The organism is Chlamydia buteonis (genome assembly GCF_900634605.1).
Lineage (GTDB): Bacteria > Chlamydiota > Chlamydiia > Chlamydiales > Chlamydiaceae > Chlamydia > Chlamydia buteonis.
Window position 1 is genome coordinate 182,501 of record NZ_CAAAFM010000001.1, and the last position, 21,357, is coordinate 203,857.

Consider the following 21,357-nt stretch of genomic DNA (forward strand, 5'->3'; position numbering starts at 1 on the left):
AAAAGTATTTTAGTTTCTTTTTCCTGAGGAGGAAAAAATTTGCAGAAGGTACCAAAATATCATAATCACATTGCAATACATCTTTAATGCCATGATTAAAGATAGCTTATAACTTAAATCACCATCATTGCCTACATTTTGAGCCACTTTACGGATAGCTTGCGCGTCCACGACAGTTAATCCTACAAAAATGGCTAATCCTAAATAGCAAATTAATAGGTAGAACAGCGGCATATAAACAAATATAGAAACCAACGCGAATATAACTGAAACCAACATCAAACCGATCAGAGCAAACATCAAAATGCTACTCATCTGCGTGAGATCACTTTTAGTAAAAGCTCCGTAAGCTGCCGACAAACCGAAAATCAAACCGGCGGATCCAAAAGCAGCCCAAACGATACCCCCACCATATTGCGCGGCATATACAGGAACTAAAGTTCCAAAAAATAATCCTTCCAAAGCAGAATATGCTAAGAAAAGTCCCATAACTGCAGGAACAGAAAGCTTGTGGATCTTAGCGTTGATATAGAACGATACTCCAAGAGTAGCGATGCACCAAACCCACCAGAATGAAAATAAACTTCTATACATTCCAGAAAAGTATAATCCTAATGATACAAAAGTCGTCACAGCGAGACCCGCGGTCATCCAACCATATACTCTGGATGCAAACGTTCCCGGCAAACGAGATTCTTGTGCATAATCACGATCGTATAGTCCCATTTAACCTCCTATACTCACATATAATTTAAAATTAACAGACTTGCTATTATTTATTTAAAATTTATAATAAAGGCTAGCCAAATTAATTACTATTACCAAGAGCATTAACAATAAAATAAACTTCCCTCCTGGGACTAAATGCTTTCCTTGGTAATGTCTTTTCCCATAGCGCCCCTTCCAGACCATAAGTATGGGAAATACTCCTATAATTAAAGCAGCGCCTATACCTCCGGCATAATTGAGACATTTGAGAACAATCTCAGGATAGCACATCGACCATGCTAGAGGGACAATAAAAGTTAAAAAGAAAATAGAGAAACCATGTTTGTTTTTGTTCCATTGAAAAGCGTCAAATAGGAAATCCATAACTCCTAAAGCTACACCTAAAAATGAAGAAACCAAAGCAAAGAAACCAAAGAATTCCCCTGCAATATAAAAAATAGAACACTGTAATGAATTTTTCATAGCTTCTACAGCTGTGAATCCATTTTCTTGAGCTTTCATAAGAAAATCTAAAGGGATGACTCCTAAAACCAGTCCTTCCCAAATTACGTATAAGATTAAGGGTATCAAACTACCGATAACGATTGCTTTTTTAACATCTTTAACTTTTCTATCCATGTAGTAGTACAACGAAGGGACCACACTTTGGAAACCAAAGGAAAGGAAAAGGATGGATAACCCATCTAAGGAGCGTACCCATGAACTACGTAAAAGTAACTCTGGTTGCAATGCTAGAACACCTAAAATACAAAATACTGCAAAAGCAATAGCTAATCCAAAAACAAAAAACCGGTTACAATAATCGATAACTTTTGTACCCATCATTAAAGTAGGACAAATCAAAATTGCAAATGCTAAAGGAGCCGCATGACGTATCCAGGGAATATCTAATCCTTGACAGCCAAAAATACGAAATAAAATATTTCCTCCCTCACAAAAGTAAGCAATCAAGAGAGAGTAAAAGAGGAATAGATAAAGAAGCCACATCAAAATCTTCCCAATATCCCCTAGGGTATATTGTGCCATAGATAACATGTTGACCTGTTGCTTATCCTTAAACCAAGTCATAACTTCAAGAAGGCAAAGTCCAGACCCCATAGAAAACAGCCAAGAGAGGACATAAAGAAGAGTTGTAGGAAGAAATCCTGCATATGCTGTTAATACAGGAACTGCTAACACACCAGCACCTATGGCTGTCCCCGAAATAATAAGGGAACCCCCTAAGACCTTGCTAGACATAGAAAAACCTTTAGAATTTTGTATTATACTTTAGAATTAACGATAATTAGAATAAAAACACCAAGCTTTTACTTTATTCAACAGTTACAGATTTCGCCAAATTCCTAGGGCAATCTATCTCATTGCCTTTTTTCAAAGCCATCGTGTAGGCCATAATTTGTCCCACAATCGTATAAAGAATAGGAGATACTAAAGAATGACTATTAGGAACATATATTTGGAAATCTGAAACAGCAGCAATGTCTTCTTGTGCTTCTGAAGCCACAGCTATCACGTGTGCTTGCCGAGCTTTCACTTCCATAATACATCCAACCATCTTTTCATAGACAGTAGAGTCACCACAGAAGGTAATCACCGGAGATCCTTTTCTAATTAAAGCAATAGGTCCATGCTTCATTTCACCTGCAGGATAACAGTTTGCTTCAACATATGCAATTTCTTTCAACTTTAACGCTGCTTCCATACAAATAGGGTACATTAGGCGACGCCCTAAAAATATGAAGCTATCCTCATTGCAATAAGTATCCGCCCATGAATGCAAATTTTCATTTGCTAATAAGCGATTGCATAACTCTGGAAGTTCCAGCAACCCTTTCCCACAAGCACAATGTTCTGCTAAACTTAGCGTATGTTTTGAAACTGTTAATTTTAATCCTAATAAGATAAGTAAAAGTAATTGGGCAGTAAAAGCTTTTGTGGAAGCTACACCAATTTCAATACCCGCTTCTAGAAATAAGCAATGATCCACACCTGTAGCTAACGCGGATTCTTGAACGTTACAGATCCCTAGAACACAAGCTACTTGTCTACGACGAAACTCTTTTAAAGCTGCTAAAGTATCAGCTGTTTCCCCAGATTGGCTAATTAAAATCGCTAATGTCTTCTGTCCAATATACGCTCTGCGATACCGAAATTCTGAAGCCACTTCAACGTGAACACGAATCGAGACTAAAGATTCTATAATGTACTTCGCTAAAAACCCCGCATGATAAGAAGAACCACAAGCAACTATAGAAATCTCATCAAAGTCTTCTAAAGGAAAACCTTGTAAGAATTTCTCACTAATGTATCCTTGAGGATCTAAATATTTATGAACAAGACGTTCCAATACTTCCGGCTGCTCATAGATTTCCTTAAGCATATAATAGCTATATCCTTGCTTATCCGAGCCTGCATCGGTATAAGTGACCTGACGAACTTGTTTACAAATACGCTTTAATGCAAAATTATACGTCTCGACTTCATTACCAAGACCAACGATCGCTAATTCTCCAGAAGCTAAAGTCTGAATACGCTGCGTGTGTTTTAAGAATGCCCGACTATCTGAAGCTATAAAATTTTCTCCCTCTCCCAACCCAATAATTAATGGGCTCTCTTGAGCTGCACAAAGCAAAACATCAGGATGATCTTTATGAAGGAGGCCACACGAAAAACTCCCCTGAAGTTGAGATAAGGTCCACGAGAAGCTATGGATTAAATCTGCTGTAGTTTGATAATGAAATGCAAAAAGCTGGGCGATCACCTCAGAATCTGTATCTGAAGAAAAAGAAACCCCCTCAGAAAGAAGGAAGGATTTTAATTCTTTAAAGTTTTCAATAATCCCGTTGTGAACAACAGCACAAGTACTATTCTCATCTACGTGGGGATGAGCATTACTTACTGTAGGCACGCCGTGCGTTGCCCAACGCGTATGGCCTATAGCCAATAAAGATTGTATGTTTTCTTGTTCTAAAGAATGTCTAAGCTCATCGACACGTCCTATCGTCTTTCTCACAAACAGGCGTCCAAGATTAATAGACGCTAATCCTGCGGAATCATATCCACGGTACTCTAGCTTAGCCAAACCATCTAAAACCACAGGAATAGCTAATTTAGAACCTAGATATCCGAATATTCCGCACATACATTACCTTACTCTACCACGCCCACTCCCAACTCAGAATCAACGATATCCGCGATAGTCTTAGCGAGAGAGTCCACTTGATGCTTCTTTAAACCCTCAACCATAACCCTACAAATATTTTCAGTTCCAGAATATCTTAATAAAACGCGACCAGAATCACCTAAAGATGATCTAACATCTCTCAGTGCTTCTTGAACTAAAGGCAGGGTATCTAAGGGGATTTTTTCTTTTATTGAAACATTGATAAGTGCTTGAGGGCTTTTTACAATCGGGGATGTTAAATCTGATAACGTAGATTCGCTTTCAATCATAATCCGCAAAACCTGCAAAGCAGAAACAATACCATCTCCTGTAGTATTATAATCCAGAAAGATCATATGCCCACTTTGCTCACCACCAAGGTTGACCTCATACTCTAACATATTCTGCAAGACATGGCGATCGCCCACGGGAGAAATTAATGCATCTATTCCTACACTTTCAAGATATTTCAATACACCAAAATTGGTCATAACGGTAGCTATAACACGATTACCTCGCAAGAGATCCTTTTTCTTTAAATCATTAGCGCAGATACTTAAAATCATATCTCCATCAACAATATGCCCCTTCTCATCCACCATGATAACGCGATCACCGTCACCGTCTAAGGCAATACCTACATCTGCCTTATGCTCAATCACAGCTTTTTGAATCACAGAAGGGAAAAGAGCCCCACAGCTATCATTAATATTACTTCCCGTAGGTTCACAACCATAACAAATCACTTCAGCATCAAGTTCTTCAAAAACAGAAGGAGCTACTTTATAGGCTGCCCCATGAGCACAATCTAAAACTATCTTCAATCCCTTTAGTGTTCTTCCTCTGGGGAAAGTAGCTTTAGCAAACTCTATGTACCTCCCCATAGCATCAACGACACGTTTGTTCTTCCCTACAGCACAATCATCGGGGAGATTTCCAAACTCTCTAAGCGCTACCATTTGCTCAATACGTCGTTCTATGACATCACTAATTTTAAATCCTTCAGACGAGAAAATCTTGATCCCATTATCCCAATAAGGATTATGAGATGCGGAAATCATAATGCCGGCATCCGCACGATAAGCACGGGTAATAAACGCTACTCCTGGAGTTGGAATGGGACCCAATACTAAAGTTTCTATCCCCATAGAAGTCAAACCCGCAACAAGGGCATTCTCAAACATATATCCCGACAAACGAGTATCCTTACCTACGACAACACGATGTTTCCCAGATTTACTTTCTTGTAAAACACCTGCAACAGCTTTTCCTAATAATACAGAAAGCTCTACAGTCATAGGTTCATAATTTGCTTTCCCACGCACCCCATCCGTGCCAAAAAGTTGCTTTACTTCCTTAGTCATTTATTCCCTTAAAGATTCGTTCTCAACAGATTAAGAGTGATTCACTCTTTCGGTTTATAACAGGCAAGATGCTCTAGAAACACTTTTAGGATATTCTTAAACAGCAACTGTTTGCAATTATTGAATTTGAAGTTCTTTTCATCTCTTCCTCATACTTTTTAAATTTTCTATCATAAAAATTAGAATTGTTATTAGAAAAATCATGTTGTTCAATTATTTTTGAGCCTTACAAACTCTCATCCTAAGTGGAATTGTCGACATGTGTAAAATTTTTCTAAAAATTATGATCTTGTTCTTTATGAATTTTTATAAAATTGTCCTCGTTCTCGATTAAAACACTTATTTTTTTCTTAAGATACATTCTAGTCTAAATATCTGAAAATCGGCGTAGTTTAGAAATCACAGAAAAGTAAAATGAAAATTCTATAAAGAAACGTAGATAAATAATCATAAAAATCCTTGTATGAGGTATAAATGTGAGTCTTTCTGCTAGGCATTTTGTTCTTGCAAACTTCAATGTTTTTGTTATGGTGAAATTCCCCTAGAAAAAAGAGTGCTCATATAAACCCTTTTTCTTCCAAGACTTTTTAACACCTGATATCTATAATAAATGGTCTGTGACAACAAAACTCTCTTGCGTAGAGGCTTAGAATTGTTTAGAGAAATTTCTAAATCTGCACCCACCCCAATTATTTACTCAGCTTCCGACCACAACATAAAACTTAAAGACTTTTCTCCACACGCACTTTCCGTAGTAAAGACCTTACGAAAAGCTGGACATAAAGCTTATATTGTTGGCGGATGTATCCGCGACTTGCTACTCAACACAATTCCCAAAGACTTTGACATTTCTACATCAGCTAAACCTGAGGAAATCAAAGCCGTTTTTAAGAATTGTATACTCGTTGGGAAACGCTTCCGCTTAGCGCATATTCGCTTCTCAAATCAAATCATTGAAGTATCTACATTCCGTTCGGGAAGTGCTGATGAAGACTGTCTCATTACCAAAGATAACCTTTGGGGGACAGCCGAAGAAGATGTTTTAAGGAGGGATTTTACTATCAATGGTCTGTTCTACGATCCTACAGAAGAAACCATCATAGATTATACTGGAGGTGTGAGCGATTTAGAGAATCGATACTTAAGGACTATTGGCGACCCTTTTGTTCGTTTTAAACAAGATCCCGTAAGAATGTTGCGTTTATTAAAAATACTCGCAAGAGCTCATTTCACCGTAGATCCTAAAACATTAGAAGCTCTTCAAGAGTGCCGTTATGAGTTAATTAAGAGTTCTCAAGCACGTGTTTTTGAAGAACTCATAAAGATGCTAGGTTCGGGTGTTTCCTCCCAGTTTTTTAAATTAACGGCAAAATATCAGATTCTAGAAATTCTTTTCCCTTATATGGACAAAGCTTTTCGTCTAAATAAGACCCTACAAGAACAAACCTTTGCCTGTTTAGATATCTTGGATAGGAACATATTAAACAAAAAACATAACTATGACCGCCATCAGCTCATGGCAATATTTTTATTTCCTATTGTAAATTTTAATGTACGTTATAAGCACCGCCAGTACCCGAGCCTTTCACTAACATCTGTCTTTGATTACATTAAAAATTTTTTAGGAAAATTTTTTGCAGATTCATTCACTAGTTGCTCTAAAAAAAATTTTATTTTAACAGCTCTTATTTTGCAGATGCAATATCGGTTAACCCCATTAGTGCCAACGAAAAAAATCCACTTCTTTAACCGTAAGTTTTTAAACCATGTACGTTTTTCTGAAGCTCTTTCCCTATTAGAAATACGTAGCTTAGTTTATCCTAAGCTAGATAAAATACTTGCTGCTTGGATAAGGCATTACCAAGCATTACAATTTAAAAAGGAACTTCCTTCTTGAGTTTAAACTAGCCATGTTTCCTCTTTATCTGGTTCGTGTACTATATCCCATAGGACTAATAGCTAATATATTTTTTGGCTTTGCATTTACCATCCAGTGGTTCCTAAGTGAAAGACACAAGAAAGCTTGTGTCCCTAAGGCTTTTTGGATCTTTTCTTCAATAGGGGCGGTTTTGATGATTGCCCATGGCTTTATTCAAAGTCAATTTCCTATAGCACTTCTCCACGGTGCAAATCTGGTTATCTATTTTAGAAATCTAAATATCAGCTCTTCCCGTAAGCTCTCTTTAAAAACAACTTTGATCACTCTTGCTGTCACGTTGCTTCTGACTACATTCCCTTTTGCCTTAGAAGCTTACTATCATCCTAACATGCAGTGGATGGCTTCTCCTAATATCTTTCACCTTCCTCTACCTCCACCTAATGTTTATTGGCATATTATTGGTTGTTTAGGATTGTTCACTTTTTCGTGTAGGTTCTTTATTCAATGGTGCCACTTAGAAATGAGTAATCAATCTACATTACCGGCGCTATTCTGGCAGGTAGGTTTTGTAGGAGGTTTCCTGGCCTTTCTTTATTTTATACGCACAGGAGATCCTGTAAATATCCTTAGTTATGGTTGTGGATTGTTTCCCTCCATAGCAAATTTACGCATTATATATAAGAAATCTCATCTTTCGGAATGTCACAACCCAAGCTACTTCATATCTGCTGGAGAAGCTAGTGGCGACACTTTAGGCAGTGACCTTCTTCGCCATATCAAAGCTCTTAATCCCGATAAGCGTTGTTTTGGTGTTGGAGGACCTTTAATGCGCAAAGAAGGTCTTGAACCTTTAATCCACATGGAAGAGTTTCAGGTGTCAGGATTCTTAGAAATTCTAACCTCTGTCTTTACTCTGGTTAAGAAATACCGAAAGCTATACAAAGCCATTCTTAAAGAAAATCCTGAGATAGTCTTCTGCGTAGATTTCCCAGACTTTCATTTTTTCCTTATTAAAAAGTTAAGAAAATGCGGTTATACAGGAAAAATTGTTCACTATGTCTGTCCGAGTATTTGGGCATGGCGACCTAAAAGAAAAAAGATCCTAGAAAAGTATTTAGATACACTTCTGCTCATACTTCCTTTTGAAAATGAGCTTTTCACAAACTCTCCTTTAAAAACGATCTATCTAGGACATCCTTTAGTAAAGACGATATCGAATTTCCAACACTGTAAATCCTGGAAACAAGCACTCGCTATTTCTGATCAACCTATTGTTGCGCTATTTCCAGGTAGCCGACCTGGAGATATTCTCAGAAATTTACAAGTACAAATTCGTGCATTTCTTGCATCATCATTAGCAGAATCACATCAGCTTCTGATATCTTCTTACAACCCAAAACACGATCAGACCATCCTCGATCTCTTAGAAAAGGAAGGTTGTTATGGTAAAACTGTCCCGGCTATGTTCCGTTATCACCTTATGCGAGATTGCGATTGCGCCTTAGCAAAATGTGGAACTATTGTCCTAGAAGCCGCTTTAAATCAAACACCTACAATTGTCACCTGTCTTCTTAGGCCTTTTGATATCTTTTTAGCAAAGTATATCTTTAAGATCTTTATTTCTGCATATTCCCTCCCAAATATCATTACAAAATCAATTATCTTCCCAGAATTTATAGGAGGTAAATCTGACTTTACTCCTGAAGAAGTAGCAGCAGCTATAGATATCCTTGCTAATCCTAAATCTAGAGAAAAGCAAAAACGTGCGTGTCAGACACTACTTGAAACAATGAAAACAAATGTTGTGACGATTCAAGAATGTTTACAAACTATATACTCATTAAAAAGTCGTTTTCATACAGAAAATGATTGCTTGGAAAACTACGTCCAGAAGGATGTCAGGCCTAGTTTCTAACTCTTTCAATGATTTGTGTTGACTAAAAAGGGTATTGCTTTTCTTCCTAACTAGATTGGAACAGGGTGACGGAAAAACATGAAAATCTGCAACGATTTAATGAAATTCACATCTATGCCATCTTAAGGCTATATTTTTGATCTTGTTTTTGATTGCATTAATTTCCTGTTTATCTCCTTTATGCGTAATCGTTGCCGTTCAATTATGTTATTAGATTCTTTGAGCCTTACAGACATCTTACGAAGCTCTGTTTCATAAGCTAGCCTACTTTCAAAATGCATTTGCTGTTCTTCTTGAAGTCGATTCTTACAATCTTCGTTTATTTGTTGCAAATCAGTTATACGCACATTAAGCCTGTCGATACAGGATTCTAGTTCATCATTTGCAAAGCGCCAAGTTTCTTCACTATCGATGTAGGTAGCCTTGTCTTTTATACAAGTTTGTAGAAGAGAATCATATTCCTTTTTTATCTCAAGTGCATCGCGTTTATAATTAAGAACTTTATTTTGAAGACCTTGAATTTCTAAAAGTAATTTCTGTATTGCGGAACGATACTCATTACGTTTACCAAAATCTACAGTTTTGACTTTCCCAAAATAAGCAAAAATATGCTTCACTCCTAACGCCAATAAAACCAACCCTAAAATTATTGAAGTTACAGAAAGCACAACAACAAAAGAGGGGAGTAGAGAAGCAAAAGCAGTTACTGCAATGACATTAGAAAGAATGAAAACAACATTTATAGCTATCAAAGTAGTATGAACTAATAACTGCTTTTCAAAAGAATATGTGGGCAAGATATCCACGCACGTTTGTTCTAAATTCTTAAGAAGAGTTACATCATTCATAATCTCAAACACTCCAAATAAAAAATATAGGTAGGTCTTACTCTTTTCTATTCTCAGAACAAGGCATTATATTAATACCCACAAATTCTTGAATAGTAGAGGCATAGACATACAATTCATTAGCAAATTCTATTAATCTATTGCCTGTAGGAGTTGTTGTTTCATCTTTTTTTGTGCTATCAGTAATCAATAACACGAGATCTTTTAACTTACTTTTCAATGTGATCAGTTTTTGATTTAACTCTCGAACAAATCTCTGCTTTTGTTCTCTGTACTCTAGATTATCTGTAAGAAATAGCTGTAAGCTAGAAATCTCTCCCCTTAATTCAGCGACTTTGTTCGTTAATTCTTCAATTGTCTGATCTTTCAGAAAAATTAACGCGGATTGTTCTTGGAGCTCGGATTTCTGCTTAAGGAAGCAAAACCTAAGATTACCAGATACAAGTTTTTCCGCCCGTTCAGACTGACGAGCAATTATAGACTCTTTATTAAGCAATTCATTACTAGCCTGGAGTCTCTCTATAACTACATGAGAAGTAGCTTGATTTTCCTCTAGAATATGCCTCAACTCTACTAATTCCTCACGTAAACGAGAAACCATGTTCTCTAAATCAGAGCGCTCTTGGGCCATCGCAGCATACCTATGTGTGAGGCTGTTTAGTTCATCTTGTTTGCTCTTTAAGAGAGCTTGCATTTGCAAAGCATCTTCAATCTCCTGATTCTGTTGACTTTGGAGAGGATTGTCTTCTTCTGATAAATGGTTCTGTGAATCCTGTGGATACGCTTGCAACTTCCGCATGACACTTTCAGATCCTGAAACATCTGGACTATGAAGACGAGCTAACTGCAAAATAATACAGGAGTGCCCTCCTCCTATGCAGAGAATCAATATAACTCCAAGAACTACACTAATAAGAATCCCGTTAAAAATTGCAGAAGATTGAGCATGGAATATCACAAGTAACGCTATCCCAGCTGCAATAACAGCTAAACCCAAAATAACTGCGATTATAGAAGTGATAAGAACAACGTGCGGTTTATTAATATTATAACGACTAGAACCTAATGGCTGCGTATCCGCAAGTTCTAAGCGATGGGGAAGTTTCATAAGTTACTCGCCTAAACATAGTGTGATAAACAACTAATCCTAAATAGAATAAGTTACGAGTATTCAATATATGTAATGTATTTATTAGCAAGTTAATTATTTCTAGAGTTGAGAAAATGGAACACTGACCGGAGATAACATAAAAAAAACGCCCCACACATAAGTAAGGAGCCTTTTTTGACATTTTTAATAACTATAAAATTATCTAGAAAATTCATGTTCAGAAGATATACTTTCCTCATCATCAGCATTATTATCTTCTACCACCATATAAACCATCCCCGATTCCTGATATGGGGATCCTATAAGATTATTAGATTCAAACCAATCCGCATTATCATCATCTTCTTCATTACTCGAAGGCATTTCTATATCCATACTAGCGTCTGCTAGTCGAGACTCTAATTCTCGAGAAAGATTAACTACTTCACCTTTCATAACGAGTAATTGTTGTTCTAGATCTTCTTTTTCTGCTTCGAATCGATTAAGATCTTCTATACACCTTCCTTCAATATGTTGAGTCCTCTCCAATTGAGAGACCACTTCCTCTCTAAGACAATCCAACTCTATTCTCTGTTCTTGTAATTGTCTATTCAGCTCTGTCTCCACCGCTTCTAGATTATGTATATGCTGACATAATCTCTCTTGTTCTTCGCGGCTATGCTGCGCAGTAGCACGAAGATGAAAAAGGTTATAAACAGCCACACAAATAATTAGAATAGAAGCGATTAAGGTCAAAGTCAGAAAAATGATGTAAAGAGATCCCACCTTAATATGAGAGGCCGCGCGAACAATAATTTGCGCCGCAATGATAATTACACTCAAGGCTATCGCAGAAACATTCATAATGCGATGGCCTTGGGATCCACCAACAGGCAAACAAACAGAAGTCCTGTTTAAATTCATACCTATATAATTAGAAACCACGTCCAAACTTCACCTAAAACAAAATGAAAAATACATATGTATTGAGAAACACAAAAGTTTCGTATGTAGGTAACGCAAGGCCTTTGCTGATGCTTAATAAAAAACCCCGGTATATATTGGCTAACTTTTATCCCGATATGATCACTCAGTAAATATAAGGATTATCGAGACTGCACTTTACCCTCTAATTCTTCCACATTTTTCTCCGCGGAATAAAGAGCTTATTACTGATAAAAAAGTAATCCAACTCATGATATGAGGTAAGACATCGTATTCTCATCTATACATATGAGCTATACAAATAAACGTAGACTTAGAGACGTAAGCAAGGTTATGAATGAATCAAAAGAATGGCTAAAAAAACCTCGACCCTATTTGCCCAATAGGGTCGAGGTTATACTATTTTAAATAGACTACTGACCTGAGTTTATAGTCTTTTCTAATGATTAGCCCTCAAAATCGTTCGAATTGCCAGAACCGCCTAAATGATCAGCTGGATCTGGTGCTTCACTACTGTCTGGATCTGCCTCAGCAAGCTCTACAGAACTTACACTAGAAGCACTTGATGCTAGTTGTTCTTGTAATGCGGCTAAATCCTCCTGTAATTTGTTCCTTTCAACTGTCAGACTTGCTTTTTCATTTAGTAGAGAGCTGATCTCTTTGCTTTTCTCTTCGAGCTGCTCCTGTAATTTTGCAACCTTACCTAAAAGACGTGCCGAATCGCTTAGTGATACACTATCTTTATGTGATATAGAAGCCTCTAATGTCGTGATTTGAATTTGCGCCTTATGTAATTCGTCTTCTACTTCTTTCTTTTCCTTTTCCAGCTCTTGAACTCTATCTTCTAAACGTAGTATGGTTTCAGCTTTGGCCTCCAGATCACAGCGGAAATTTTTAATCTGCTCCGTTAATTCATTTCTCGTATGAGCTAACAAAGTAATTCGACTTTCAAGTTTGTCTATAACTTCTTGATCTTGCTCTAGTTCTCTTTCAAGACTTGCAACCTTGCCAAAAAGAGTTGTATTTTGATTCAGAAGGGAAACAATACGCTCATTCCGCAATTCAAGATCTTTGTCTTTTATTTCACTCTTCTCGACAAGATCTGCTACTTTACCTTGCAACGCGACTACTGAGCTAACTCCTTCTTCTTGTAATTGTTGCAAATGAGTTTCTAACTCTTTATTTTGCTTTGAAAGTGCTTCAAGTTGTTGTGACGATTTTGTTAATTGTGTTTCTAAACTTTGTACTTGTCCCTCTAAAATACTTATATTTTGATTAGCCAAAGCAAGCTCTGAGACCTTCTCTCTTAGCTCTTTTTGAATTTTTTGTGCTTCTACAGATATTGCTGGATGGCCTGCTGCTAATTCCTGCAGTGCGTGAACTTTAGATTCTAAAGAAACTTTTTCTTGATTTACTTGTTCTAAATCACCTATGGCACTCATCAACTTCATTGACAACTCACTACAACGTCCCTGTTCTTCCTCAAACTTCGATTCAGAACGTATAAGCTGCTCTCTTAGCTCAATCATTTCTGCCTGTAGACGTGTGTTCTCTTCACCAAGTTGGGCATCACTAGGAACTTTTCGAGATTGAGAAATTAAATTATACATAGCCATGGAGAGCAGAATAACGCTAGCTAGTAAAGCAATAGATACAAGAGCAACTAGAGTTACAGATGTAGGTAAAGCAAAGAAAACCAAAGCACCTATTAAGGTCCCGATAAGAACCATGCCTGCTAATAAAGCAATAACAGTTGCAATTCGTTGATATTTACTCGATAATATGTTAGAGAGTGTGTGTTGCGTTGTAGGTGCAAATGTCGCAATAGGATTAGTGTTCACAGGGTTAGTTGTCATAAACCACTCATTTTTAATAACATAAACTTAGAACATTGAAGCGGTCATAATGTTTTAAATGCAAGAACTTTATGTCCAACGATAAGTAAAAAAACTTAAGTGAAAATATAGACAAATAACCTCGGGACTAATATTTACCGACATGGGCGGGTTTCCTATACACATCAAGCCTTAGAAGCAGCCACAAGCACACAATATTCTCCTACTGTTCTACATAGGGGGCAATCTTAATGTCTTCAGCAAGTATAGCAACGGCGTGTTTGATGTATTTCATTACATAAGCCATAGGGAAATTAAGGACTCTCAACTATTTGTGGAAAATCCTTAATTAAAATATGAAATTTTAACTTTCTTCTTGAGAATGTTTTAATTGATTTTGAGCAACGCTAAGAGCTAAGTCTCTCGATTGAATTTCCTTTGATGCCTCTACCAGCTGTTTTTGAACATCAAAGAAACGGTTTTTATAATCTTCTAATTGAACATAAGCTTCATCTAGTTGCCTATGAAGATCATTATTAGTTTGTAGTAAATGTTGTTGCTCTGCTAATAATCGTGTCTCTACATTCGCGGGGCTGAATATTTCTTCATGAGCTCTTAGAGCTTCTGTAAGCTCATGAATTTTCGTTTCTAATGTAGAAATACGTTCGTTTGCTTCTTCTAGATTTTCTCGCAATATAAATAGCTTATCTTCTCTGATGTCAAAAATTTCCTGTTCCAATTCATAAAGTGCTGAAGAATCAATCGGAGCATTTGGAGGGAAATTAAATTCGCGTACTTTTGCTTCGAGTTCTTCATTCCCATCACAATATTGCTGCAAACGCATTGCCCTCAAATTATCCACATTATTTCTTCCTGGAACAGAGTTATGCGCGCGGAAAAGATTAAACAACTGAGTCTCTAAGTCAAATATTCTTTTATGGTTGATGCTGCTTTCAGAAGCCACACTTAGTTCTTGAACTTGGCCTTCTAGTACAGAATCCTTACTGAGTTCTTCCATTCTGCTAATTCTGTGGCGTGCCATCTGTATACGTTCTCTAGAGTCAAAACTTATTTTTGTTCTTATATCTTTTCTTGCTTCCTCTAACTTAGCTATACTGTTTAATCTCTGAGGGTCCGATTGCAACTGCAGACTTCTTTCATTTGTGTATGTTAAGATAGTTGCTCGTAATCTGCCATTACACATCTCTAATTCTCTGATAGTTGCCCTATTTTCGCTTATCTGTTGGTTCAGTGTTTGTACTTCTTGTTGCAGATTAAAAAGATTTACCGCTGTTGTATTTTGTAACCGTAGGACCTGTGTTGCTAATTCTTCTGTCTTGGACTTACTTTCAGTTAACTCTACCTCTTTTTCATGATTGTCTTGTTGTAAGTCTGCTATCTTAGCTTCTATTTCTTCCTTATCTTCTCCTTGAACTACAGATGCTGTATTTCCTATTTGCAAATCACTAACTCTATTTGCAAAATCTCTGCACTTCTTCTTTAGTTCTTCTATTTCTTGCTCATATTTCCTACGTTTCTCAAAGAAAGCTTGAACACGAGATGCTTGCTCTTTAGCAGAATTTGCGAGTTCCTGTTCTAGTGAGCGTATTCTTGCTAAACCCTCGGGTTCGTTTTGTTGCACCTGTGAGATTTCCTCTTCATAACGCCTTTGTCTTTCTTGACTTGCTGTTATATTAGCAAGAAGCTCTTCTTCTTTACGACGTATCTTTTCTTTTAACCTGAGAATATTATCTTTAGAATCTTTTTGAGATCGATTCAATTCCGTTATTTTTGATTCATAACATGCTTGATCTTCTGATAAGTCAGACAGTTTCTCTGCAACAACTTCCAATTGCACAACATTGTCTCCTAATTCTAAGCATCTTATAAGCAAATCATCTCTTTGCTTTTCTAACTTAACTCGGAGTTCCTCTTGGTTTTTAACAACAATACTATGATTTCTATCTCTCTGTTGTAATGTTCCTTCCAATAAGAGTACACGATTCTCCATCTCAAATTTTTGTTGTGCTAATTCCTCTAACTGACCTTCTAAATAAAAAACACGTTCTCTAAATTGAGATTCACTAGAAGCCAAAGTTCTCTCTAAATCTTGCATTCTCGTTTCGAAACTACTCTCTCTGATCTGATTTTCTTCATGTCTCAAAACCTCAGACTCCAACTCTGAAATTCTCTTAAACATATGTACACGTTCTCTTTCTAACTCCTGTATTTGCTGATTTTCACATTGTAAAGTGCTAACACTATCATCAGGAAGCTGATCATTTGCTGTGTGCACAAGTGAATCATGAGATAGCCTTTCATTCTGTGGAGACTCCATCTGCATATTCTGCTTTCTATTTACTATATGATAAAAGCTCGTGGCTAGAAAAAACAATGCTACTAAAACGCTCATACCTAAAACAATACTTGGAATAACCCCCAATTCAACACTGAAAAGAACAAGAGCGGTTATACTAGAAATAAGAACTAATACAGATAAGAATATGGAAAGCACATAAATGGCCAAACAACCCCTTGAGGAATTAGTCTTGACTAAACACATGTTGGTTTCTAAAGTTGGCGTTAAACACGCAGAAATATATCTCATAATTATCTCACAAACAAATATCACGATTAAAACAACAAGACCTAAAATGTGTTTAGATCTTGTATTGAGAAAAAGAGCGATTTGAAACACTCTTTGCACATTAAAATAGGAAATACGAAATAGAATAAGCTTCACAACTAGGAGCAAAGCCTATTTATTAGAACAAGATGGGGATAGTCTATATACTTGAAGATCGGTTTCGTGTTCTTACAATCGGTTGTAAATTTAAAGTTTCTAACAAAGCTATGCGTTCTTCTTGCTGTCGAATACGAACTAAGGCGCCGGTAAGAGAACTGATTCCCATATCTGTTTCTAAGTTCTCATAATAATTTACAGTAGATTGTAGATGCGCTATGGCCTCTTCTTTTCCTTTTAATAAGTCTTCCAACTGCTGAATATGATCCGCATCTACTTCTTGTTGTTGACTTACAGTGTGTCGTAAATCACTAATCTGTTGATCTTTTTCTTGCAATTCTTGACTAAACCTTTCTTGATTTTGTAATAGAGTTTGTCGCAACCTGGTCAATAGTGTAGCCTTTTCTCTTTCTTGATTCGTCAACTCTAATTCTAAACATTGCATTCTTTCTCTTGTGGACCTTTCTTTAGATTCCATCTCTTGTTGATGCTTGTGATCAAGTCGAAGACGTAGATCCGTCTGTCTTACCATTTCTCTGTAACATTCTTTGTCCTTACTTTCTAACAATAGTGCGTGTTCTTTTCTTAATTGATGAATAATACTGTCTAATTGTACTACACGCTCACACCTCTCTTGTAAGAGAGCTCTTTGTTCCCCAGACATAGAGACCAGACTTGTCTCTATTCCCTTCTGATTTTCCTGCTTGAACAAACGTAAAGAAACTAGTTCGTTATTAGCGATAGCTAGTTGTTGTGATAATTCAAAAACTCTCTCCTGTTCTATGACACTAGAAGTTGACTGTTGTTTAGAACTGCTCTGATAACAAAAATAAACACCCACGACTATAAGTAACAGCCCTGCGATAATAGCCATACCTAGAAGAATAGCGCTTAACAAGCCCAGATCCGCCCTCAGAAAAACGCAAGCTGCTATGCTAGAAACAATTATCAAAATCCCTGACACTATAGCAATCGTATTGATAATAATATGAGAGCGAGTTCTGTCTACACGTGTAGACACTATCTCTTGTCCCTCTAATCTAGAAAACAAGTTCGTCTGCATACATTTCATAAAGAAACCCATAATAAAATAGATAACTTGCACACGCTCGTATTTTACGAATTGTATATTGTCAAGCGTCTGATAGGAATGGCTGCACAGATTAACTAGAAAAGAAAATCAAGAATAGTCTTGTTTAGTGCGCCAAGTATTCATCACAGAGTATTCTCCCCCTTAGATTCCAAAGAAAACACGATGAAAAAGTGTGAAAAGTTTCTCTGTCAAAATCTAACACGCTCATTTATGATAAGTACTAATTTCTCCTTGTCTTTGTTTACATTTTAATTAGTGCATGACACTTCTAACTTATTATTCTCTAGATTCACGGCGATCTGCAAAATGATCCTCAACAATCACTATATTGTGAACTGTATCTTCTTCTAAATTCATATCGATAATATTTAGATTAGTAGCTTCAAAAACAGTATCCCCTAATCTTAAAAACTCACTTCTCAAATCCGCTATCTCTTGAGCTTGCTGAGAAGTTAGTTCTCTTAATCGCATGACTTCTCTTTGTTGATTTTCTCTTTCATCTTCGAAATGACTCGCTATCAAGGCTCCTACTTGTTCTCGAGTATATTCCTCGGAATTCCCTACAAATTTCCTCAAAAAACCCTGACTAGTTGAAGTCTCAACAAGCATTGAATGGCCTTGCTGTCCAAAACGTGTTTCCATCCTTTCAATCATCCTATAATAAAGAGCTAGTGTCCGCTTGAGCTTCTGATTCTCCTCTTCAAGGGGATGTATGTTTAGGGCGTTGTCAGATAATAATGTTTCTCTGATATGCTCTTCAGCTCCTCCGCCTATTATTAAAAATGGAGCTTCTTCAAGACTATTTCTATTTTTCCCTACTTCTTCTAAACGCATTTGCAAAGCACGTATTGTCCCTTGATTCACTGTTTGGGTATTCTGTAGCTTTTCTATTGAACTTTGCAAATCTCTTCCCATACTAGACAAGATAGCGAACTCCCTATTGCGTAGACTTAACGCATCTTCTAAAGAACGTATACGCGTTTGTGCCTCATCCCTCGCGTGCAGTAAAACACGAACTTGCTCATATACAGGGGCAATTTTCCGAAAATCAATAAGATCCTGATGAGATTGAATTTGCTGAAGAAGATCTTCATAACGCCGTATAGAACGCCCATAGTCCATACTTTTTTCTCTGAATCTAGACAAGCTCTCTTGACATTCGTTACTTAGATTACTACCGTCCTCGACTATAAGAAGCCCTTGGAACCTTTGGAAATCTGTATATGCGTTGTCAAACTCCTCCCTAGCACTATCCATGCTGATTTTTGCTAGATCTCTCTGACTTATAAAACATTGGTAGGCGAGGCGCTCTTGCTCATGTTCTGACAACAAAGTACGTAATTCTCTTTCTATGGCTTCTACACTTTCCTCTGTGAGCGCAGTGGCTTCTGAGAATCTAGAATCATTGACATAAGATCTTGGAATATTTTCAGAAAAACGCTGCGACTGAGATATTACAGCGTGGCAGGAAAAACATTTTAAACTAGCGCTGAAGAGTAATACTCCAATAGCAACAGATATACCCATAATTACGGTAGAACACAATACTCCTAACTGCGCTCCAAATAGAATCACAGCAGCTATAGCCCCGGTAATAATCAATAAACTTGCTATTAATGATACAATAGTCGTAAGAAAATGAACTCGAGAATCAGGAAAATTACAACAGCGATCTTCAGAGTTCTCCAATTTCAAATAGAAACAGGGAGAAACACATTTCATATAAAATCAAACCAAATTATAAACGGCTGAAAAATGGTATTTTCTATTTTATTTTATTTCAAGCTCTTATTAGGAAATCTGGTCTGACTACTAGATGAACTTATGCTAACTCATTTAAAATCAAAAGAAAAAGCAAAATTATTGAGAAAAGTGTGTTTTTTGAAGGAAAATGCGAAATTTAGAGAGGTAAACAAACTAAGTATAAAAAAGAACAGCAGAAGATATTTTCAGAAAAAAACATTATCTCACTAATCCTGAGGAGATTCCTTTGTTTACCTGCTGTTTTGCTTATTTTCATCATTTGTCATTAAGACGTTTTTTTGATTAGAATTACTTCTTTTTATGGTTATGTCAACTTCCATTATCTATACATTTATTGCTTAGACGCTCTCTTTCTACATCCGAGATGTGTAATTAAACACAGAATCTCAGAAACACTTTTTACTCGCGAATCATACATTGCTTATGTATGAGCAACACATCTAATCTTAACCACACGTATGTTAATACAACATTGAATAACGACTTGATGAATTTTGTAAGACTGAGCTACCTCTATGGCTAATATCACCCTGAATTGTTTTCCTAACTACTCCACAAGTATTGTTACTAAACTATCTTTAAAACAGCGCTTACAGACATGTGCAAGAAATATCCATTACCACGTCTTTTATCTTTTCATAACAACTACCTTATTGAGGCAGTCACCGCATACTGCAAATCCAGCAAATTTACGTATAATTCTTACTGTTATTCTTGCTGCAGTTATCAGTATTGTTCTTTTCTTATTTCTCTACCCTTTAAAACTCGCTCTCTTAGGGGTCAGCCTATGTTTAAAAGATTCTAAAACAACCACAATATCCCCCTTAAAGATTTTTTCTCGTAATTTACAGGACATATGTAATGAAACGCTTTATATCAATTCCGATACCCTTCATGTAACCCCTGAGTCCTCTCCCTTTTTAAAATCCTTTTTAATCCCGGGGAAACGCTCTTGGAAGTTGCGCCACTTGGAAAGTGAGATATGCAAAATATATTCTGGTATACCTGATCCCCTATTCAAAATTATTAACTATGTAAACATCAAGTTTTTAAAAAAAGACGACTCCTTTGCTAGCCAACACGACTCCTTAGAAGAATCGCTGTATTATTCCGTTCTACAAAAACTTACAGAAGCATTACAAGACCCATCTATCACACAACAAAGGAAACAACAACTTTTAAACTATATTGGATCTTATGCATTTGCATGCCCCCCCCCACATGGATTGAAGTCATATTTAGAGAACTGACCGAGATCTATAATAAACAAGACACTAGTGTAAACTACATCCTATTGTGTGTACAAATGTTCAAAGAAAATTTGTTGCAGCTTATTACGAACCGTTCTTCACAAGAATGGCACCACATAGCAAGCTTTAAACACTATTACGGGCATTCTCTAGGGCTGAACACGGATTCCCTCGCACGGATTCAATTTACAGGCTACCTTATCTTGAAAAAACAAGGCCTATATGACCGCGTCTATAAGAGATTCATTTCTAGCTATAGAGATTCCGTATCAGACCTCATCGAATACATCCGTTATCAAATCTCCGAAGCTTCTCAAGATCTAAAAAACTCCCTTTCACTATATCTATGTGAAACCATGAGGACATTAAGGGTCCCTGAAAACGAAATTTCCTCTATCCTATCCTCTCTATTTTATGATGACAAGTTTGATCTGAATACTTCTGGGGTTGCGTTCATTTTACTCATGCTGGGGATCCTGACGACAAATCCAGGGACAACCACCCAAAAAATAAAAAAACGACTTTGTTCAACATTCTGTTAATAAGCAGAATTGTAAAAAAATCTTCACAAAAGACACGAACAATCCTTGAGTTAAAAATCTTTAAACTTCAATTACATAGCCAGTAAAAAGTTGCTATTAATCACAAGTTCTTCTAAAATGCTTTAGCTTTTCACAAAAAGGCACGAAAATAGACCCTTTTAGGGAGAATTTTTAGCTTATTTTTCATTCAGGTAAAT

At 36.7% G+C, this 21,357-nt stretch carries 13 protein-coding genes and 1 pseudogene; 3 read left to right on the forward strand and 11 right to left on the reverse strand.

The features are described from left to right. Nucleotides 1-9: 9 nt before the first annotated feature. From E1N70_RS00825 to glmM, 4 genes are all read right to left on the reverse strand, one after another. Nucleotides 10-726, reverse strand: a complete 717-nt coding sequence (locus tag E1N70_RS00825; RefSeq protein WP_131743700.1) for a Bax inhibitor-1/YccA family protein — start codon at nucleotides 724-726, stop codon at nucleotides 10-12. Nucleotides 727-780: 54 nt separating this feature from the next. Beyond that, the gene (locus E1N70_RS00830) at nucleotides 781-1,968 is read right to left on the reverse strand and encodes an aromatic amino acid transport family protein (RefSeq protein WP_131743701.1); all 1,188 of its coding nucleotides are present in this window, start codon (nucleotides 1,966-1,968) and stop codon (nucleotides 781-783) included. Between the two features lie 73 nt (nucleotides 1,969-2,041). Next, complete coding sequence (gene glmS, locus E1N70_RS00835) at nucleotides 2,042-3,871, reverse strand: glutamine--fructose-6-phosphate transaminase (isomerizing) (RefSeq protein WP_131743702.1); 1,830 nt, start codon at nucleotides 3,869-3,871, stop codon at nucleotides 2,042-2,044. Nucleotides 3,872-3,879: 8 nt separating this feature from the next. Beyond that, a complete protein-coding gene (gene glmM, locus E1N70_RS00840) occupies nucleotides 3,880-5,256 on the reverse strand; it encodes a phosphoglucosamine mutase (protein WP_131743703.1) in 1,377 nt (458 codons plus the stop codon). Nucleotides 5,257-5,866: 610 nt separating this feature from the next. On the opposite strand from glmM, the gene pcnB reads away from it, so the two are divergent. Together pcnB and lpxB are read left to right on the forward strand one after the other, a co-directional pair. Next, complete coding sequence (gene pcnB, locus E1N70_RS00845; RefSeq protein ID WP_131743704.1) at nucleotides 5,867-7,153, forward strand: polynucleotide adenylyltransferase PcnB; 1,287 nt, start codon at nucleotides 5,867-5,869, stop codon at nucleotides 7,151-7,153. A 13-nt stretch (nucleotides 7,154-7,166) separates the two neighbouring features. Next, complete coding sequence (gene lpxB, locus E1N70_RS00850; protein ID WP_131743705.1) at nucleotides 7,167-9,050, forward strand: lipid-A-disaccharide synthase; 1,884 nt, start codon at nucleotides 7,167-7,169, stop codon at nucleotides 9,048-9,050. A gap of 128 nt (nucleotides 9,051-9,178) precedes the next feature. On the opposite strand, the gene E1N70_RS00855 is transcribed toward lpxB, so the two are convergent. From E1N70_RS00855 to E1N70_RS00885, 7 genes are all read right to left on the reverse strand, one after another. After that, the gene (locus tag E1N70_RS00855; RefSeq protein ID WP_131743706.1) at nucleotides 9,179-9,898 is read right to left on the reverse strand and encodes a hypothetical protein; all 720 of its coding nucleotides are present in this window, start codon (nucleotides 9,896-9,898) and stop codon (nucleotides 9,179-9,181) included. Nucleotides 9,899-9,935: 37 nt separating this feature from the next. Next, entirely contained in the window at nucleotides 9,936-11,006 is a 1,071-nt protein-coding gene (locus tag E1N70_RS00860) for an IncA family protein (protein WP_131743707.1), read from the reverse strand. Nucleotides 11,007-11,207: 201 nt separating this feature from the next. Further along, nucleotides 11,208-11,939 carry a hypothetical protein gene (locus E1N70_RS00865; protein ID WP_131743708.1) on the reverse strand — a complete coding sequence of 244 codons (732 nt, stop codon included), beginning with the start codon at nucleotides 11,937-11,939 and terminating at the stop codon, nucleotides 11,208-11,210. A 440-nt stretch (nucleotides 11,940-12,379) separates the two neighbouring features. Beyond that, nucleotides 12,380-13,789: a coiled-coil domain-containing protein gene (locus tag E1N70_RS00870; RefSeq protein WP_131743709.1), complete on the reverse strand. Its 1,410-nt coding sequence runs from the start codon at nucleotides 13,787-13,789 to the stop codon at nucleotides 12,380-12,382. Nucleotides 13,790-14,132: 343 nt separating this feature from the next. After that, nucleotides 14,133-16,376, reverse strand: a complete 2,244-nt coding sequence (locus tag E1N70_RS00875) for an IncA family protein (RefSeq protein ID WP_244201090.1) — start codon at nucleotides 16,374-16,376, stop codon at nucleotides 14,133-14,135. Nucleotides 16,377-16,554: 178 nt separating this feature from the next. After that, nucleotides 16,555-17,583: an IncA family protein gene (locus E1N70_RS00880; protein WP_208638285.1), complete on the reverse strand. Its 1,029-nt coding sequence runs from the start codon at nucleotides 17,581-17,583 to the stop codon at nucleotides 16,555-16,557. 297 nt (nucleotides 17,584-17,880) lie between these two features. Then, nucleotides 17,881-19,326 (reverse strand): IncA family protein, encoded by a 1,446-nt coding sequence (locus tag E1N70_RS00885; RefSeq protein WP_131743711.1) that lies wholly within the window; start codon nucleotides 19,324-19,326, stop codon nucleotides 17,881-17,883. Between the two features lie 557 nt (nucleotides 19,327-19,883). Here E1N70_RS00885 and E1N70_RS05255 point away from each other — a divergent pair. Further along, nucleotides 19,884-21,160, forward strand: a pseudogene (locus E1N70_RS05255) (DUF1548 domain-containing protein). Nucleotides 21,161-21,357: the final 197 nt, after the last annotated feature.

What these genes read in the sequence shown, in the direction of transcription:
- E1N70_RS00825 (WP_131743700.1), bottom strand. Translation starts at nt 726, where the DNA reads ATGGGACTATACGATCGTGATTATGCACAAGAATCTCGTTTGCCGGGA.
- E1N70_RS00830 (WP_131743701.1), bottom strand. Translation starts at nt 1,968, where the DNA reads ATGTCTAGCAAGGTCTTAGGGGGTTCCCTTATTATTTCGGGGACAGCC.
- glmS (WP_131743702.1), bottom strand. Translation starts at nt 3,871, where the DNA reads ATGTGCGGAATATTCGGATATCTAGGTTCTAAATTAGCTATTCCTGTG.
- glmM (WP_131743703.1), bottom strand. Translation starts at nt 5,256, where the DNA reads ATGACTAAGGAAGTAAAGCAACTTTTTGGCACGGATGGGGTGCGTGGG.
- pcnB (WP_131743704.1), top strand. Translation starts at nt 5,867, where the DNA reads ATGGTCTGTGACAACAAAACTCTCTTGCGTAGAGGCTTAGAATTGTTT.
- lpxB (WP_131743705.1), top strand. Translation starts at nt 7,167, where the DNA reads ATGTTTCCTCTTTATCTGGTTCGTGTACTATATCCCATAGGACTAATA.
- E1N70_RS00855 (WP_131743706.1), bottom strand. Translation starts at nt 9,898, where the DNA reads ATGAATGATGTAACTCTTCTTAAGAATTTAGAACAAACGTGCGTGGAT.
- E1N70_RS00860 (WP_131743707.1), bottom strand. Translation starts at nt 11,006, where the DNA reads ATGAAACTTCCCCATCGCTTAGAACTTGCGGATACGCAGCCATTAGGT.
- E1N70_RS00870 (WP_131743709.1), bottom strand. Translation starts at nt 13,789, where the DNA reads ATGACAACTAACCCTGTGAACACTAATCCTATTGCGACATTTGCACCT.
- E1N70_RS00875 (WP_244201090.1), bottom strand. Translation starts at nt 16,376, where the DNA reads ATGAGATATATTTCTGCGTGTTTAACGCCAACTTTAGAAACCAACATG.
- E1N70_RS00880 (WP_208638285.1), bottom strand. Translation starts at nt 17,583, where the DNA reads ATGAAATGTATGCAGACGAACTTGTTTTCTAGATTAGAGGGACAAGAG.
- E1N70_RS00885 (WP_131743711.1), bottom strand. Translation starts at nt 19,326, where the DNA reads ATGAAATGTGTTTCTCCCTGTTTCTATTTGAAATTGGAGAACTCTGAA.